This is a genomic window from Crossiella sp. CA-258035 (assembly GCF_030064675.1).
Lineage (GTDB): Bacteria > Actinomycetota > Actinomycetes > Mycobacteriales > Pseudonocardiaceae > Crossiella.
The window spans coordinates 6,991,479-7,008,708 of the sequence record NZ_CP116413.1 but is presented as its reverse complement, the minus strand read 5'-3'; the positions used below and the strand labels follow the sequence as shown (position 1 = coordinate 7,008,708).

Below are 17,230 nucleotides of genomic sequence, written 5' to 3'. Positions count from 1 at the left end.
GAGACCAGCGTGATCCTGCTGCTGTCGACCTCTGACACCGACCTGCTCTCGGCGCGCGCGAGCGACGCCGACTACCGGCTGGGCAACCCGGCGCGGCTGCTCGTGGACGACCTGCCCGCCCTGGTGGAGGGCGTGGACCTGGTCGTGGTGCGCATCCTCGGCGGCCGCCGGATGTGGGAAGAAGGCCTGGACTGGCTGCTCGCCGGGCCTCGCCCGGTGGTGGTGCTCGGCGGCGAACAGGCCCCGGACGCCCAGCTGATGGAGCTGTCCACGGTGCCCGGCGGGGTCTGCGCCGAGGCGCACGCCTACCTGGCGCACGGCGGCGCGGGCAACCTGGCCGAGCTGCACAACTTCCTCTCCGACACCGTGCTGCTCACCGGCCTCGGCTTCGCCCCGCCGCAGCCCACCCCGACCTGGGGCGTGCTGGAGCGCACCGCGCGCACCAGCACCGGGCCGGTGGTCGCGGTGCTGTACTACCGGGCGCACCACGTGGCCGGGAACACCGCCTTCGTCGAAGCGCTGGCCGGCGCCATCGAGGACGCGGGCGGCCAGGCGCTGCCGGTGTTCTGCTCCTCGCTGCGCACCGCCGAGCCCGAGCTGCTGGCCGAGCTGGGCAAGGCCGACGCGCTGGTGGTCACCGTGCTCGCCGCCGGTGGCACCAAACCCGCCGCGGCCTCCGCCGGTGGTGAGGAGGACGCCTGGGACGTGGGCGCGCTGGCCGCGCTCGACGTGCCCATCCTGCAAGGTCTCTGCCTGACCTCCAGCCGGGAGAGCTGGGAGTCCAACGACGACGGACTGTCCCCTTTGGACACCGCGACCCAGGTGGCCATCCCGGAGTTCGACGGCCGGATCATCACGGTGCCGTTCTCCTTCAAGGAGATCGACCCGGACGGCCTCACCGTGTACGTGGCCGACGCCGAACGGGCCGCGCGGGTGGCCGGGATCGCGGTCAAACACGCCCAGCTGCGGCACATCGCGCCCGCCGACCGGCGGATCGCGCTGATGCTCTCGGCCTACCCGACCAAGCACTCCCGGATCGGCAACGCGGTCGGCCTGGACACCCCGGCCAGCGTGGTCAAGCTGCTCGCGGCGTTGCGGGACAACGGCTACGACATCGGACCCGCCGACGGTGACGGCGCGCTGCCCGGGGTGGCCGGGCAGGACGGCGACAAGCTGATCCACGCGCTGATCGCCGCCGGTGGCCAGGACGAGAACTGGCTCACCGAGGCCCAGCTCACCGGCAACCCCGTGCGGATCAGCGCGGCCAAGTACCGCGAGTTCTACGACACCCTGCCCGCGGACTTCCGCGCCGAGCTGGAGAACCACTGGGGTCCCGCGCCCGGCGAGCTGTTCGTGGACCGCTCCCAGGACCCCGACGGCGAGATCGTGCTGGCCGCGCTGACCGCGGGCAACGTGGTGGTGATGGTGCAGCCGCCGCGCGGCTTCGGGGAGAACCCGATCGCCATCTACCACGACCCCGACCTGCCGCCCAGCCACCACTACCTGGCCGCCTACCGCTGGCTGGCGCAGGAGTTCGGCGCGCACGCCATGGTGCACGTGGGCAAGCACGGCAACCTGGAATGGCTGCCCGGCAAGACCGTCGGCATGTCCGCCAGCTGCGGCACCGACGCGGCACTGGGCGACATCCCGCTGATCTACCCGTTCCTGGTCAACGACCCCGGCGAGGGCACCCAGGCCAAGCGGCGCGCGCACGCCACCCTGGTCGACCACCTGGTGCCGCCGATGAGCCGCGCGGACAGCTACGGCGACATCGCCCGCCTGGAGCAGCTCCTGGACGAGCACTCCAACATCGCCGCGATGGACCCGGCCAAGCTGCCCGCCATCCGCGCGCAGATCTGGACCCTGATCCAGGCCGCCAAGCTCGACCACGACCTGGGCCTGACCGACCGGCCGCACGACGCCGAGTTCGACGACTTCCTGCTGCACGTCGACGGCTGGCTGTGCGAGGTCAAGGACGTGCAGATCCGCGACGGCCTGCACATCCTGGGTGCCGCGCCCGAGGGTGAGGCGCGGATCAACCTGGTGCTGGCCATGATCCAGGCCCGGCAGATGTGGGCCGGACAGGTCGCCGCGCTGCCCGGCATCCGGGAAGCCCTTGGCCTGGTTGAAGATGGCTCGGCCTCGCGCACCGAGACCGACGCGATCGAAGCCCAGGCCCGCGAGCTGGTCGTGGCCATGGAGGCCGGTGGCTGGACCCAGGGCAGCGCCACCGAGGTGGTGCGCTCGGTGCTGGACAAGGACAACGAGGACGTCGCCAGGGTGCTGGAGTTCGCCGCCGCCGAGGTGGTGCCCCGGCTCTCCCGCACCACCGACGAGCTCGGCAACCTGCTGCACGCCCTGGACGGCGGCTACGTGCCGGCCGGGCCGAGCGGATCACCGTTGCGCGGCCTGGTCAACGTGCTGCCCACCGGCCGCAACTTCTACTCCGTGGACCCCAAGGCGGTGCCCAGCAGGCTGGCCTGGGAAACCGGGCAGGCGATGGCGGACTCGCTGCTGGACCGCTACCGCAAGGACACCGGCGAGTGGCCGCCCTCGGTCGGGCTGTCGGTGTGGGGCACCAGCGCGATGCGCACCGCCGGTGACGACATCGCCGAAGTCCTTGCCCTGCTCGGCGTCCGGCCGGTGTGGGACGACCAGTCCCGCCGGGTCAACGGTCTTGAGGTCATCGAGCTGGCCGAGCTGGGCCGCCCGCGCATCGACGTCACGGTCCGCATCTCCGGGTTCTTCCGGGACGCCTTCCCGCACGTGGTCGCGTTGCTGGACGACGCGGTCCGGCTGGTCGCCGCCCTCGACGAACCCGCCGAGCAGAACTACGTCCGCGCGCACGCCGAGGCCGACCGGGCCGAGCACGGCGACGAGCGCCGCGCCACCATGCGCATCTTCGGCTCCAAGCCCGGCGCGTACGGCGCGGGCCTGCTGCCGCTGATCGACAGCCGGAACTGGCGCGACGACGCCGACCTGGCCGAGGTGTACGCGGTCTGGGGCGGCTACGCCTACGGCCGCGAGCTCGACGGCCTGCCCGCGCGCGGGGACATGGAGTCGGCGTACAAGCGGATCGCGGTGGCCGCCAAGAACGTGGACACCCGCGAGCACGACATCGCCGACTCCGACGACTACTTCCAGTACCACGGCGGCATGGTGGCCACCGTCCGCGCGCTCACCGGCAAGGCCCCCGCCGCCTACATCGGCGACAGCACCCGGCCGGACGCGGTGCGCACCAGGACCCTCAACGAGGAGGTCTCCCGGGTGTTCCGGGCGCGGGTGGTCAACCCGCGCTGGCTCTCCGCGATGCGCCGCCACGGCTACAAGGGCGCCTTCGAGATGGCCGCCACCGTGGACTACCTGTTCGGCTACGACGCCACCACCGGCGTCGTCGCGGACTGGATGTACGAGAAGCTGGCCGAGAGCTACGTGCTGGACGAGGAGAACCACAAGTTCCTCACCGAGGCCAACCCGTGGGCCCTGCACGGCATCGCCGAGCGCCTGCTGGAAGCCGCGGAGCGGAAGCTGTGGGAAAGCCCCGAACAGTCCACTTTGGACGCTCTCCGCGAGGCCTACCTGGCCACCGAAGGCGACCTGGAGGGCGACGCCTAAGCGTGTGTTGGCCGTTGTCGTACACAGTGTTGGCCGAATTAGTGCCCCATTCGGCCAACACACCGTCCACAACGGCCAACACACCGTACGACAACGGCCAACACGACGGTGGGGTACAGGCCGTGCGGCTAAGCGTTGTCCCGCAAACGGCGCAGCACCATCGCCAGGTGCAGCCGGAAGCGGCCCGCGGCCGTGGTCACCGGGAAACCCAGCTCGCTCTCCGCGTGCGCCAGGCGCGCGGCGACCGAGCTGTGGTGCCGGTGCACCTCGGCCGCGGCCTTGCGCACCGAGTCGTGCGCGCACACCGCGGACAGGATCAGCAGCAGGTCCGCGCCGAGCGGGCCCTCGGACAGCCGGTCCAGCGCGCGCACGTCCTCGATCTGGCCGATGTCGTTGCCGCGCAAGCCCTCGGCCACCGTGGCCAGCGCGCCAAGCCGCTCCCACCAGCACACCGGCGGGTCCCAGGGCAGCGATCCGGCCAGCCGCACCGCGAGCCGGGCCTGCCGCCAGGAGCGGCGCGCCTCGATCGCGGCCACCTCACCGCCGACCCCGACCCGCGTGGGCGGCCGCACCTGGCCCAGCTCCGGCGGTTCGGCCAGCAGCACCGCCCGCAGCCGCCCCAGCTCCGCCGACCACCCGCCCAGCCCGGTCGAGTCCCCCGCCACCGCGAGCACCCGCACCCGCGTCCCCGGCGTGAGTCCGAGCAGGTGCAGCGCCCGCGACCGCTCCGCCTCCCCGGCCCGCTCCGCCAGCACCAGCTCCACCAGCGCCGGATCACCCAGCTCCGGCAACCCGCCCCTGGCCAGCACCAGCTCCGCGGCGATCGCGAACCGCTCCAGCACCATCTCGTCCATCGGCAGCCCAGCCCCCGGCCGGGCCAGCCACACCCGCGACCCGTCCGGCAGCTCCCGCGCCCGCGCGCCCTTCGGCGTTGACACCCCGGCCCGCACCACACCAGGCGGATCGGCGGCCAGCGCGAGTCCCCGCTCGGCGGCGTCCAGGCCGACCGGGCACTCGACGAGCTGGGCCGTGGTGGCCAGCAGGGTGTCCAGGCCTGCCCGGCGGGCGATCAGCGAGTCGAAGAAGGCGATCACGCGCACCTCGCCGGCCGCGTCGGCGTCCAACGCGGACAGGCGCAGCAGCAGGCCTTCCATGCCGCCAGGGTAGCCATTTGGCGGGTCCAGGCCCGGTGACCACCGGCGGTTGGCGGTGGGCGCGGCCCGCGCCCGCGGCGCAGACTTCGATCATGAGCTACCCGATCGACCCCGAACTGGCCACCTGGATCACCATGATCCCCGAGGTGGACTTCGCCGACCCGGCGGCCATCCGCGCCCGGATGCGGGAGATGGCCGACGTGATCCCCGCCTACCAGCCGGTGAACCCGGTCGAGGTGCGCGCGCTGAGCATCCCCGGCCCGGCGGGCGCGCCCGAAGTGGACATCCGGGTCTACACCCCGGCCGCCGAACCCGGCCCGCTGGGCGCGCTGGTGCACATCCACGGCGGCGGCTTCGTCATCGGCGACCTGGACATGGCCGAGCGGACCGCGCTGCGGGTGGCCGACGAGGTCGGCGTGGTCGTGGTCGCCATGGACTACCGGCTCGCCCCCGAACACCCGTTCCCCGCGGGCCTGGAGGACTGCTACGCCACCCTGGAGTGGACCGCGAAGCACGCCGCCGAGCTGGGCGTGGACCCGGACCGGATCGCGGTCGGCGGGGACAGCGCGGGCGGCGGGCTGGCCGCGGCGGTCACGCTGCTGGCCCGCGACCGCGGCGGCCCCGCACTGGCCTACCAGGTGCTCAACATCCCCGAGCTGGACGACCGGCTGAGCACCCCGTCCATGACCGCCTTCACCGACACCCCGATGTGGCACCGGCCCAACGCCATCCTGAGCTGGGACTTCTACCTCGGCGACGGCAGGCGCGGCACCGAGGACGTCTCCCCGTACGCGGCCCCGGCCCGCGCCACCGACCTGTCCGGGCTGCCACCGGCCTTCGTCGCGGTGTGCGAGTTCGACCCGCTCCGGGACGAGGGTCTCGACTACGCGCAGCGACTGGTCCAGGCCGGGGTGTCCACCGAACTGCACCTGTACCCGGGAACTTTCCACGGCTCCGCGTTCGTCGCCGGGGCCGCGGTCACCGTCCGCATGGGCCGGGACCTCACCGACGCGCTCCGGCGTGCACTGCGGGGTGGCCGCGCGTGAACGATCCTTGGTCCCGCACGTTGAACAGGGAGTAGGAGTGGCAGGGTTGGCGTTGCGCTAGGTAGCAGCAGCCACAGACACGGAACGGTGGGCAGGATGAGCAGCGAGACCTCCAGGACCGCGACGGCACGCATCGGGGTGACCGGGTTGGCGGTGATGGGCCGCAACCTGGCCCGCAACCTCGCCCGCAACGGCTACCCGGTCGCCGTGCACAACCGGTCGGTGGAGCGGATGAAGAGCCTGGTCGCCGAGCACGGCGACGAGGGCACCTTCGTCCCGGCGGAGACCCTCGCCGAGTTCGTGGACGCGCTGGAGCGCCCGCGGGTGGCGATCGTCATGGTCAAGGCCGGCGGCCCGACCGACGCGGTCATCGACGAGCTGGCCGAGCTGCTCGAACCCGGCGACATCGTGGTGGACTGCGGCAACGCGCACTTCGCCGACACCCGCCGCCGCGAGGCCGCGCTCAAGGAGAAGGGCCTGCACTTCGTCGGCGCCGGCGTCTCCGGCGGCGAGGAGGGCGCGCTGCTCGGGCCCAGCATCATGCCGGGCGGCTCGAAGGAGTCCTATGCGCGGCTCGGCCCGGTGTTCGAGTCGATCGCGGCCACCGTGGACGGGCAGGCCTGCTGTGTGCACGTCGGCCCGGACGGCGCGGGCCACTTCGTGAAGATGGTGCACAACGGCATCGAGTACGCCGACATGCAGCTCATCGCGGAGGCCTACGACCTGCTCCGCGCCGGACTCGGCGCCACCCCCGCGGAGATCGCGGAGATCTTCCGCGGCTGGAACGAGGGCGACCTGGAGTCCTTCCTCATCGAGATCACCGCGGACGTGCTCGCGCACACCGACGCCCGCACCGGCAAGCCGTTCGTGGACGTGGTGCAGGACCAGGCCGAGCAGAAGGGCACCGGCCGCTGGACCGTGCAGAGCGCGCTGGACCTGGGCGTGCCGATCACCGGGATCGCCGAGGCCACCTTCGCCAGGTCCCTGTCCGGGCACGCCGGCCAGCGCGCCGCCGCGGCCGAGGCCTTCGGCAGCGAGGCGGGCGCGGGCTGGGTGAAGGACGCCGACCGGGACGCCTTCATCGAGGACGTGCGCAAGGCGCTCTACGCCTCCAAGGTGGTCGCCTACGCCCAGGGCTTCGACCACATCCGCGCGGGCAGCCAGGAGTACGGCTGGGACATCGATCTGGGCGCCACCGCCACCATCTGGCGTGGCGGCTGCATCATCAGGGCCCGGTTCCTGGACCGCATCCGCGAGTCCTACGACGCCAACCCCGACCTGCCCAGCCTGCTGGTCGCCCCGTACTTCGCCGAGGCGGTCACCAGCGGCGTGGACAGCTGGCGCCGGGTGGTCGCGGACGCGGTCCGCGAGGGCGTGCCGACCCCGGCGTTCTCCTCCTCGCTGGCCTACTACGACGGCCTGCGCCGCGACCGGCTGCCCGCCGCGCTGATCCAGGGCCTGCGGGACAACTTCGGCGCGCACACCTACCGCCGGGTGGACGCCGAGGGCTCCTTCCACACCCTGTGGGCCACGCCGGACAAGGCCGAACAGGCCGGGTGAAGCCACGCCAGGCCGGGTGTCGTCACGATTCCGGCGACACCCGGCCCTGGCATTCGCCGGAGAACCGGTAATCCGACGTTAGTCGCTGCCGGGAAATCTCCGCCCGGTGTCATCATGAGGTGCAACCCCCGCCGCCGGAAACACCGCGGAGGTTGCCTTGCACACCACTCCGATCACGCGATCGATTCTCGTCGGCCTGATGAGCCTGGCGCTGATGGCGCTTTCCGTCCTGGTACCGGCCACGGCCAGCGCGCACGGTTACACCAACGGCCCGAACAGCCGGGCCTACTTCTGCAAACTCGGCACCGCCAAGAACTGCGGCCCGATCCAGTGGGAACCACAAAGTGTGGAGGGCCCCAAGGGATTCCCGGCCCGCGGACCCGCTGACGGCAGCATCTGCGCCGGTGGACTCAGCCAGTTCGCGCAGCTGGACGACCCGCGCGGCGGGAGCTGGCCGTCCACCCAGCTGACCAGCGGCGCGAGCCGCACGTTCAGCTGGTACCTGACCGCGCCGCACGCGAGCACCTCGTTCAAGTACTTCATCACCAAGAACGGCTGGAACGCCAACGCGAAACTGACCCGCGCCGCGCTGGACCCTGCCCCGTTCATCAGTGTCAGCAACGGTGGCGCGCGGCCGCCGAACGCGGTCTCGCACACCGGCACCGTGCCGGCGGGCAAGACCGGCAGGCACCTGATCCTGGCGGTCTGGGACATCGCGGACACCGGAAACGCGTTCTACCAGTGCATCGACGTCACTTTCTGATCAGCGCGCCAACCGTTCCGCATCGCCGATCAGTTCCAGGGTGAACTCACCGGCCAACCGGGTCAGCTGGCCGGGTTCCGGGATTTCCGGGCCCGGCCCGCCGGTGCGCTGGGCCAAGGCGGCGCGCAGCAATGGATGCCAGCGGGTGTCGAAGACATCGAGGGCGTATTCGGCCGCCGCTTCTTTCGAGATCACCGCGCCGGTGGCGATGGTGTGGTGCAGGCGCGGCGGGCCGAGCACCCTGGCCAGTGCCGCCCGGTGCGCGGACACCAGGGGTTTGCCCGACGCCCCGCCGGTGACGCACTGCTGTGCCCAGTCCCGCCAGTGGCCGCGCAGCTGGTCCAGGTTCCACTCCCGCAGCCGGTCCGGTTCCGGGTCGAGTCCGAGCCGGTCCGGGGCCGGGCCGCGCACGGTGACTCCCTGTTCCCGCAACACCTTCCACATCACCGGGTTCACGTCGAACCCGCGGCCGCGTTTGAAGGAGCGGCCGCTGTGCGAGGCCAGCGGCCGGATCCGGGTCACCGGTTCGCCGAGCTCGGCCGCGGGCACGAACGCGCCGTTCATCGTGCCGGGGATGGTCGGATCCGCCCTGAGCAGCGCGCGTCCGGCGGCGGGCAGGTTGCCGACGACGTGCAGCACCCGCAGGCGGCGCAGCTCCCCCTCGCGGAAACCGCCGTCCACCACCGCGATGAAGTCGATGTCGCTGCGCCCGGCCCGCCAGGCGCCCAGCGCGGCCGAGCCGACCAGGTAGCAGCCGGTGATCCGGCCGGGTAGCAGCCGGTCGGCCACGGCCAGGTAGCGGGCGGCGGTGCGTTCGGCTCCGGGATACGGCATCAGCCCAGTGTGCCAGCGGAACTTCCTGCGCGGCGGTGGCGCGGGCGCGGCGGCGGTGGCACTGTCGGTTGACGGGACCGCCGAGGCAGGGGAGGACCAACCCATGTGCGCTGTGGCGATCACCCGGCTCACCACCGAGTACGCGGACAACCCGCTCGGCACCGACGTCCCGCACCCCCGGCTGGCCTGGGTGCTCACCGCCGAGGTCAACGGCGCGACCCAGTCCGCCTACCAGGTCCAGGCCGACCCCGACCCCCGCCGCCTCGCCGAGGGCCGCCCCCACTGGGACACCGGCCGGATCACCTCAAGCCGCACCCTGGGCATCCGCTACGACGGCCCGCCGCTGCGCCCCCGCACCCGCTACCACTGGCGGGTCCGGGTCTGGGACGGCGAGAACCGCCCCAGCCCCTGGAGCGCCCCGGCCTGGTGGGAGACCGGCCACCTGGGCCAGCCCTGGTCCGCCAGCTGGATCGGCCCCACCGCGCCACCCCCGCCGCCTGCCCTGGACCAGGCGTCCTGGATCGGCGGCCCCGGCTGGACCCTGACCGAGGCTCCGACCGGCTCCCGCTGGTTCCGCACCACCCTGGACCTCCCGGCCGAGATCCGCGCCGCCACCCTGGTCGCCACCGCCGACGATGCCCTGAACGTGCACCTGCACGGCCGGGAAGTGTTGTCCGCCAACACTTCCGGCAACGCCTGGGCCACCGCGCACCTGCTCGACGTCACCGAGGAGGTCCGCGCCGCCGGAGCCCGGCTCGCCGTCGCGGTGGAGGCCGCCAACCGCGGCGGACCGGCCGGACTGCTGCTGCGCCTGCTCGTCGAGCTCACCGACGGCAGCACCCGCGAACTGACCACCGGCACGGGCTGGCGCGCCACCGGCACCGCGCACCCGCAGTGGACCAGCCCCGACCTCGACGACTCCGGCTGGCCCGCCGCGGCCGTCCTGGCCCGCTACGGCGACGGCCCGTGGGCCCGCGACGTCACCGTGCCCGCCCCGCCGCGACCGGCACCGTTGCTGCGCAAGGACTTCCAGCTCACCCGACCGGTCACCCGGGCCCGCCTCTACCTCAGCGGCCTGGCCTACTACGACGCCCAGCTCAACGGCCACCGCGTCGGCGACCAGGTCCTCGACCCGGGTTTCACCGGCTACGACAAGACCGTGCTCTACGCCGTGCACGACATCACCGGCCAGCTCCGCCAGGGCGACAACCGGCTCGATGTCACGCTGGGCCGCGGTTTCTACGGCATGACCACGATCAACGTCTGGGACTGGCACCTGGCCAAGTGGCACGGTGAGCCCAGACTGCTGGCCCAGCTGGAGATCGACCACCCCGACGGCGGCCGCACCACCATCGGCTCCGACCGCAGCTGGCGGCTCACCGACAGCCCCACCCGCGCGAACTCCCAGTACGCGGGCGAAACCTACGACGCCCGGCACATCCCGCGGCAGTGGACCGACGCCCAGCTGGTCCCCGCCCCTGCCGGAGTCCTGCGCGCCCAGCCCAACGAACCCATCCGGGTCACCGAGACCATCCGCCCGGTCAGCATCACCGAGCTGCGGCCCGGCGTGCACGTGGCGGACATGGGCCGCACCATGGCCGGCTGGACCAAGATCACCGTCCGCGCCCCGGCAGGCACCCGGATCTCCTTGCTGCACGGGGAGAAGCTCAACCCGGACGGCAGCGTGCAGTCGGTCAACGAGCACGTCAAGGACACCCGCCAGCAGCGCGACGAGTACATCGCCGCGGGCGCCGGTGCGGAGACCTGGGAACCCCGGTTCTCCTACAAGGGTTTCCGCTACGTGCAGATCACCGGGCCGCGGCCGGAGGAGGTGCTGGGGCGGCTGGTGCACAGCGATGTGCCCGAGGTCAGCGAGTTCCGCTGCGCCGAGCCGATGTTCGAGCAGCTGGACCGGATGATGCGCCGCACCATCGTGAACAACCTGCACGGCCTGCCCACCGACACCCCCAAGTACGAGAAGAACGGCTGGACCGGCGACGCCCAGGTCGGCGCGCCCAGCATGGCCTACGCCTTCGGCATGCAGCGCCTGTTCGCCAAGTGGACCGGCGACCTGGCCGACGCCCAGGACAGCGCGGGCCAGGTCCCGGTGATCGTGCCCAACGGCGGCCGCTGGGGCTACCGCCAGCTCGCCCCTGCCCCGGAGTGGACCACCGTGTTCCCGTTCCTGGCCAGGGAGATGCACCGCTGGTACGGCGACGACCGGGTGGCCGCCGAGCACTGGCCCGCGCTCACCCGCTACCTGGACTGGGAGATCAACCGGATGAGCGGCGGCCTGGCGCTGACCGCCCTCGGCGACTTCCTGTCCCCGGACGCGCCGTGGGGCGTGGCCCCCGAGGACAACCGGCTCACCGCCACCGCCTACCTGCACCGCGCGCTGGTCGGAGTGGCGGAGATGGGGGAGCTGCTCGGCCACCAGGTCACCGCGGCCCGCTACCGCGCGGTCGCCGCGCAGGCCGAGGACACCCTTAACCGCACCTTCCTGCGCGGCGGCCACTACCGCGGCGACCGCGACCAGGGCTACCGCCAGACCAGCAACGCCATCCCGCTGGCCTTCGGCCTGGTGCCTGCGGAGTCAGTTCAGTCCGTTGTGGACAGTCTGGCGGCGGACATCCGCAAGCGCGGCAACCACCTCAACACCGGCTGCCTGGGCACCAGCGTGCTGCTGCCGGTGCTCACCGCGCACGGCCACGCCGAGCTGGCGCACGCGATCGCCGTGCAGCGCACCGAACCCAGCTGGGGCTACTGGATCGAGCAGGGCGCGGACACCATGTGGGAGATGTGGCACCAGGACTCCCGCTCCCGCAACCACTACTTCCAGGGCACCGTCACCCAGTGGCTGTACGAGAACGTGGCGGGCCTGCGCCCACTGGCCAACGGCTACGAACGCATCCTCATCCGCCCGGACGCCAGGACCGGCGTGGCCTGGGCCCGCACCAGCATCGACACCGTGCGCGGCCGCGCCGCGGTCAGCTGGGCCACCACCCCGACCGGCCTGACCCTGACCGCCACCGTCCCGGTCGGCGCGACCGCGGAGATCCACCTGCCCACCGCCCCCGCCCACCAGGTGACCGCCCCGCCCGGTGCGGTCACCCTGCCCCCCATCCCCGGCCACGCCCCCTACCGGGTCGGCTCCGGCACCTGGACGTTCTCCACCGGCTAAGCCATCCCGGTCGCCGGGAACGCGCTGTGCCCCGGCGGCGGGGGCAACGCGAGCAGCTGCCGCGCCACCTCCAGGAACTCCCCGCCCCGGTGCCACATCCGCCGGTCCGGGTCCACCGTGAACGGATCCGCCGCGTCCACGTCCTCGGCCCGCACCCGGTAGGCCAGCGCCTCGGACTCCGAGTACGCCAGCACCGTCTCCCGCACCCCGCGCCAGACCCGGTTGAACATCACCGCGTCCGTGCTGGCCAGCTCGTCCCGGATCACGCTCTGCCGGAAGCCCTTGCGCCGCAGCATTTTCATGCACTCCGAGATCGATCTCGGCCCGGCTCCGTCGTCCTGTCCCATCGTCCTCCCGCCGCCCTGGAGCCCACGATTCTGCCCGGGTGCCAAGGCGCTGACGGTGGGCATCGCTCGATCAGGGGAGGACCGCTGGTCAGCTGCACAACCCGCCAGGCCACCGTTGTGCAGCTGCCTACCTGGGTAGCAGGCCGCGGGCGGATTGCGCTCGCCACGCCGGTCGACGAGGCTCAGGCGGTGGTGGACATCCCGGAACCCGATCCGCTGGCCAAGCTGTACCAGCGAGCCGAGGCCGCGATCCCGCGGATCGCCGAGGACGTGCTGGCCGCCTTCTTCGCCAGGGCCGCCGGCTACCAGCAGCTGCCGCCGCAGCTGGTGAACAGGGAGATCAGCGCCGCGATCGCGCTGAACCTGCGCCTGTACCTGCACTGCCTGCGCGAGCGCCGCCCACCCCGCCCAGAGGAGCTGACCGAGCAGATCGGCGCCGCCATCCGCCGCGCCCAGCAGGGCGTGCCGCTGGAGGTGGTGCTGGGCACCTACCACATCGCCGCCCAGGTCGGCTGGGAGGCGATGGCCGCCCTGGCCGAGCCGGCGGAGCTGCCCGAGCTGCTCTCCAGCGTGCCCGGCCTGCTCGGTTACCTCAGCGTCGCCGTGCCCGCCGTGGCCGCCTCCTACCTGCACGAGCAGCAGACCCTGGACGCCGAACACCGCGAGGCCCGCCGTGCCCTGGTCACCGCCCTGCTCACCGGCGCCCCGGCCGAACCCCTGGCCGAACGCCTCGGCATCTCCCTGTCCGAGGCGCACACCGTCCTGCACCTCCGGCTCGGCCCGCCTCCGCAGTCCGACGGCGCCGACCCTCAGTTGGCCGCCAGAACCCTGGTCCGCCGCCTGCAGGCCGAGCTGCCCCCGCACACCCTGGCCGCGGTCAACCACACCGGCGGCACCCTGCTGCTGCCGGCCGACGACCCGGCTGAGGCCCCCGCCGACGGCCCGGCCACCGCCCTGGCCCTGTCCGAACGCCTGCACCTGGCCGCAGGCACCACCCTGCTCACCGGCATCGCCACCGCCGCCACCCGGGCGGCCATCCCCGCCGCCGTGCACCAGGCCACCGACATCGCCGACCTGGCCACCCGCCTCGGCCGCCCACCCGGGGCCTACCAGCTCGACGACGTCCTGCTGGAGTACCAGCTCTGCCGCCCAGGCCCAGGCCGGGAACGCCTGAACCGCATCCTGGACGAGCTCACCCAGCACCAGGACCTGCTCTGGACCCTGCGGGTCTTCCTGGCCAGCGGCCACAACCGCCACCGGGCCGCCGCCGAGCTGCACATCCACCGCAACACCCTGAACCACCGCCTGCGCCGGATCGCCACCCTCACCGGCCACAGCCCGGCCGACCCGGCGGGCGCGCGGATCCTGGCCGCGGCACTCACCGTCCGCGACTTCGCGCCCCGCTAGCTCACCCCGAACTCCAGCAGCACCCGCCCATCCGCGATCGCCCCCGACTCCCGCAGCGCGAGCCCACCTGCCGCCCCGAGCTCCACCAACTCCGCGACACTCCGTTCCTTGCCACCAAAGCACATCAACATGTGCAAGCTCATCGCCGTCCCCGTCCCGTCCGCCCAGGCGGGCTCGATCACCAGCACGGTCCCGTTGTCCCCAGCGGCTTCCCGGCACCCCCGCAGAATCCGCTGAGCCCGCTCGTCGTCCCAGTCGTGCAGGATGTCGGACAGCACATAGGCATCCGCACCCCCGGGCAGCGGATCGAAGAAGCTCCCCGCCACCGCCGAAGCCCGATCCCCAAGCCCCGCGGCGACAAACCGCTCGCTCGCGGCCGCGGCCGTCGGCGCCAGGTCCACCACCCGACCGCGAACCCCGGGATGCGCCCGCAGGATCTCCGCCAGCACGTACCCGTCACCCCCGCCCACGTCGACGATCTCCCCGAACCGCCCCCAGTCGAACCTTTCCGCGATCTGCCCCGCCTGCACCCGGAACCGCCAGTTCATCTGCGCGTCAAAGGACTTCCGCAGCTCCGGCCGCGCGTCCAGGTCCGCCCAGAACTCCCGCCCGTACCGCTTCTCATAAGCGGAAGTCCCATCCCGCACCGTCTCCAGCAACTCCACGAAGGCCAGCTCCGCCCGGCCCCCGGCACAGTTGATGTCCAGCAGCGTCTTGAACCGGCCCGGCGCCATCTGCGCACCCAGCTCCGTCGGCCGATAACACCCGGACTCCACCGCGAAGACCCCCACCGCGACCAGGTGGTCGAGCAACCGCCGCAACGCCAGCGCGGAAGTCCCGGTCTCCGACGCGAGCTGCTCCACCGAAGCCCCCGCGGACCCAGCCCGTTCGACCAGCCCCAGCGTCGCCGCCACCCGGATCGCCATCGGCGTAGCCAGATCCGCCAAAGCCATGATTGATCGCTCACTCATCAGTCAAGGCTAGATGTCGCGGCGCTCGCTTCGGGCAGGGTGACTGGTTCGCAAGGGCAGAAGTTCGGCGCGGGCAGCCTCGGCGAGTACCGCGATCGGCCAATCGGGTGAGATCGTGGTGGGGCCGCCGACGGTCCGCGCCAAGGACACCGTCGACCGGTTCGACTGCTGGGAGGGGGGAGCCGACGATGCGCGCGCAGCAGATCGGAACTCCTTCCTGGGCCTGCGACTGCTCCGTCCACAGTGGACAGTGCTACCCGCGGCGGTACTGGGGGAACACCACATCCAGGACAACGGGGCTAACCCGGGCGTTCCTGCGATGAGCTTCCAACCGGTCAACGCACCCCCAGGAGGGACCACGATGGTGGTAGCCGACAACATCCGTGACCACGCCGTGCTCAGCGAGGAAGAGGTCACCCTGCTCCGCCTGCTCTCGACCGGACTGCCGATCGACGCGGTCGCGCGCAGGCTCGAGCTCTCCGAGCGCACCGTGCGCAGGCGCACCCGCGCCATGTGCAACCAGCTCGGCTTCTCCAGCTCCATCCAGGTCATCGTGTGGGCGGTACGCCGGGGCCTGGTGTGAGGCTCGCCGCTCCGCCAACTGATGGCCTTACTTCCCGGGGAAGTTCGCCATCGTCATCTCCACCACCCGGCGCAGCTCCGCCGGCCCCACCCCGTCGGCCGCGTGCACCGCCATCCCCTGGTTGACCACCATCACCAGCCGCGCCAGCGTCGCCGTGTCCACCGACTCCGGCAGGTCGCCCTCCTGCTGGGCCCGCGCGAACCGCTCCCGCAACCGCACCTCGCCCGCCATCCGCTCCGCCGACACCGCCGCCCGCACCCCCTCCGCCGCGCTGCCGGTGGCCAGCGCGCCCTGCACCACCAGGCACCCGCGCGGACGGCCGGCCGCGGTCACCGTGTCCACCGTGCCGTAGAGCAGCCGCTCGGCGGTGGCCCGCGCCGTCGGCTGTTCCATCGCCTCGCTGACGTGCCGTGCCGGGCCCTCGGTGTAGCGCTCCAGCGCCTTGCGGAACAGCGACTCCTTGTTGCCGTAGGCCGCGTACAGGCTGGGCCGGTTGATGCCCATGGCCGCGGTCAGGTCGGACATCGCCGCACCCTCGTAACCGTGCCGCCAGAAGACCTCCAGCGCCCGGTCCAGCGCCTGGTCGACATCGAACTCCCGGGGCCGCCCGATCGCCATCACCGCCTCCTTCAGTACCAGCCGATACTGTACTCCGCGCTGGTCAGACCAGGGCCAGCTCGGCAACCACCATCCGGTGATCCGAACCACCCAGCGTGTGCTCGCCCACCGACACCCCGCGCAGCCCCGCCCCGTGCAGCACGTGGTCCAGCTGCATCAGCGGCGGCACCCACCACCCCGAGGGCCAGGTCGGCGCCCACCCGCGGCCCAGCTCCGCGTGCGTGTCCACCAGCCCGGCGGCCAGCAGCCCGCGCATCGAGGCGTGGTCCAGCGTGGCGTTGAAGTCGCCCAGCATCACCACATCCGGCCCGGCCGCCACCCGCAGCGCGGCCAGGTCCCGGCCCCACTTCTCCGCGTCCCCCAACGGGTACAGCGTGTGCACCCCCACCAGCCGGATAGCCCGCCCGCCGACCTCCACCTTGGCCACGGTCTGCCCCCAGGTCGTCGGCGCGGCCAGCAACCCACCCCCGTGCAGCGGCAACCGCGAGTAGATCGAGGTGTCCTGCTCCGGGTGCAGCTCCTGGTACGGCAACACCTCGTCGATCCCGGCCGCGGCCAGCGACCGCACCCCGGCCCCGGGAAGTTCCTGCACCGCAAGCACATCCAGCCGCTCGGCGCGCACCAGCTCCACCAGCGCCGCCGCGTCCACCCGCCCGGCCAGGGCGTTGATCGTGCCCACCCGCAGCCGCACCGCCCCCACCTCGCCGCCATCGGGCACGAACCGCGGCACCAGCACCGCCAGCTGCACCACCGCGAGCCCCGCGGCCAGCCAGGCGGCCTTCATCCGCACCACCCCGAACACCACCGCCAGCAACACGGTCCCCGCCGCCACCAGCGGAAAACCGGCCATCGGCAGCGCGAGCACGTTCCCGTCGTCCAGCCCGGCCAGTCGAACCAGCACCAGCCCCACCACCGGAGCCAGCACGGCCCACCCCAGCCACGCGACCACCCGCCGCCGCGGCCGAACATCAACAACGGTCATGCCGCAAAGTCTGCCCGAGCGCCCAGCCCCGCCATCCCACTGCCCGCCCGCACCCCGCGCCCCGTGCCCTCGGCCCACTCCCGGCGCGAGCCGGTTCCGGACCAAATTCGGACAGTTCCCCGGACAGACCCTTTTCCCCGCCCGGCGGGACATGGCATGGTCGCTCTGA

Annotated in this window: 13 protein-coding genes; 7 read left to right on the top strand and 6 right to left on the bottom strand. The window is 72.7% G+C overall.

Annotation, left to right across the window (positions count from 1 at the left end; translation table 11 throughout):
• Positions 1–9 precede the first annotated feature (9 nt).
• On the top strand, positions 10–3,615 hold the full coding sequence (gene cobN / locus N8J89_RS31455; protein WP_283660620.1) for a cobaltochelatase subunit CobN: 3,606 nt from the start codon (positions 10–12) through the stop codon (positions 3,613–3,615).
• A gap of 128 nt (positions 3,616–3,743) precedes the next feature.
• Here cobN and N8J89_RS31450 read toward each other — a convergent pair whose 3' ends face one another.
• Positions 3,744–4,769 (bottom strand): helix-turn-helix domain-containing protein, encoded by a 1,026-nt coding sequence (locus tag N8J89_RS31450; protein WP_283660619.1) that lies wholly within the window; start codon positions 4,767–4,769, stop codon positions 3,744–3,746.
• Between the two features lie 92 nt (positions 4,770–4,861).
• On the opposite strand from N8J89_RS31450, the gene N8J89_RS31445 reads away from it, so the two are divergent.
• The 3 genes from N8J89_RS31445 (at position 4,862) to N8J89_RS31435 (ending at position 8,138) form a co-directional block, all read left to right on the top strand.
• Positions 4,862–5,815 carry an alpha/beta hydrolase gene (locus N8J89_RS31445; RefSeq protein ID WP_283660618.1) on the top strand — a complete coding sequence of 318 codons (954 nt, stop codon included), beginning with the start codon at positions 4,862–4,864 and terminating at the stop codon, positions 5,813–5,815.
• 96 nt (positions 5,816–5,911) lie between these two features.
• Positions 5,912–7,375, top strand: coding sequence for an NADP-dependent phosphogluconate dehydrogenase (gene gnd, locus N8J89_RS31440; RefSeq protein WP_283660617.1), 1,464 nt, complete (start codon positions 5,912–5,914; stop codon positions 7,373–7,375).
• Between the two features lie 199 nt (positions 7,376–7,574).
• Entirely contained in the window at positions 7,575–8,138 is a 564-nt protein-coding gene (locus N8J89_RS31435) for a lytic polysaccharide monooxygenase auxiliary activity family 9 protein (protein WP_283660616.1), read from the top strand.
• Here the strand turns inward: N8J89_RS31435 and N8J89_RS31430 are convergent, their stop codons facing one another.
• A complete protein-coding gene (locus N8J89_RS31430) occupies positions 8,139–8,972 on the bottom strand; it encodes an aminoglycoside adenylyltransferase domain-containing protein (protein ID WP_283660615.1) in 834 nt (277 codons plus the stop codon).
• Positions 8,973–9,075: 103 nt separating this feature from the next.
• On the opposite strand from N8J89_RS31430, the gene N8J89_RS31425 reads away from it, so the two are divergent.
• Complete coding sequence (locus tag N8J89_RS31425; protein ID WP_283660614.1) at positions 9,076–12,153, top strand: family 78 glycoside hydrolase catalytic domain; 3,078 nt, start codon at positions 9,076–9,078, stop codon at positions 12,151–12,153.
• Here N8J89_RS31425 and N8J89_RS31420 read toward each other — a convergent pair.
• Entirely contained in the window at positions 12,150–12,455 is a 306-nt protein-coding gene (locus tag N8J89_RS31420; protein ID WP_283660613.1) for a hypothetical protein, read from the bottom strand. The two genes, N8J89_RS31425 and N8J89_RS31420, sit on opposite strands and share 4 nt — an antisense overlap.
• A 234-nt stretch (positions 12,456–12,689) precedes the next feature.
• Here N8J89_RS31420 and N8J89_RS31415 point away from each other — a divergent pair, with 234 nt between their 5' ends.
• Positions 12,690–13,907, top strand: coding sequence for a PucR family transcriptional regulator (locus N8J89_RS31415; protein WP_283660612.1), 1,218 nt, complete (start codon positions 12,690–12,692; stop codon positions 13,905–13,907).
• Here the strand turns inward: N8J89_RS31415 and N8J89_RS31410 are convergent.
• On the bottom strand, positions 13,904–14,878 hold the full coding sequence (locus tag N8J89_RS31410; RefSeq protein WP_283660611.1) for a methyltransferase: 975 nt from the start codon (positions 14,876–14,878) through the stop codon (positions 13,904–13,906). The two genes, N8J89_RS31415 and N8J89_RS31410, sit on opposite strands and share 4 nt — an antisense overlap.
• Positions 14,879–15,239: 361 nt before the next feature.
• Between N8J89_RS31410 and N8J89_RS31405 the strand changes: the two genes are divergently transcribed.
• Entirely contained in the window at positions 15,240–15,461 is a 222-nt protein-coding gene (locus N8J89_RS31405; protein ID WP_252482041.1) for a LuxR C-terminal-related transcriptional regulator, read from the top strand.
• 27 nt (positions 15,462–15,488) lie between these two features.
• Here N8J89_RS31405 and N8J89_RS31400 read toward each other — a convergent pair whose 3' ends face one another.
• Entirely contained in the window at positions 15,489–16,079 is a 591-nt protein-coding gene (locus N8J89_RS31400) for a TetR/AcrR family transcriptional regulator (RefSeq protein ID WP_283660610.1), read from the bottom strand.
• 43 nt (positions 16,080–16,122) lie between these two features.
• Positions 16,123–17,061: an endonuclease/exonuclease/phosphatase family protein gene (locus N8J89_RS31395; RefSeq protein ID WP_283660609.1), complete on the bottom strand. Its 939-nt coding sequence runs from the start codon at positions 17,059–17,061 to the stop codon at positions 16,123–16,125.
• Positions 17,062–17,230 lie beyond the last annotated feature (169 nt).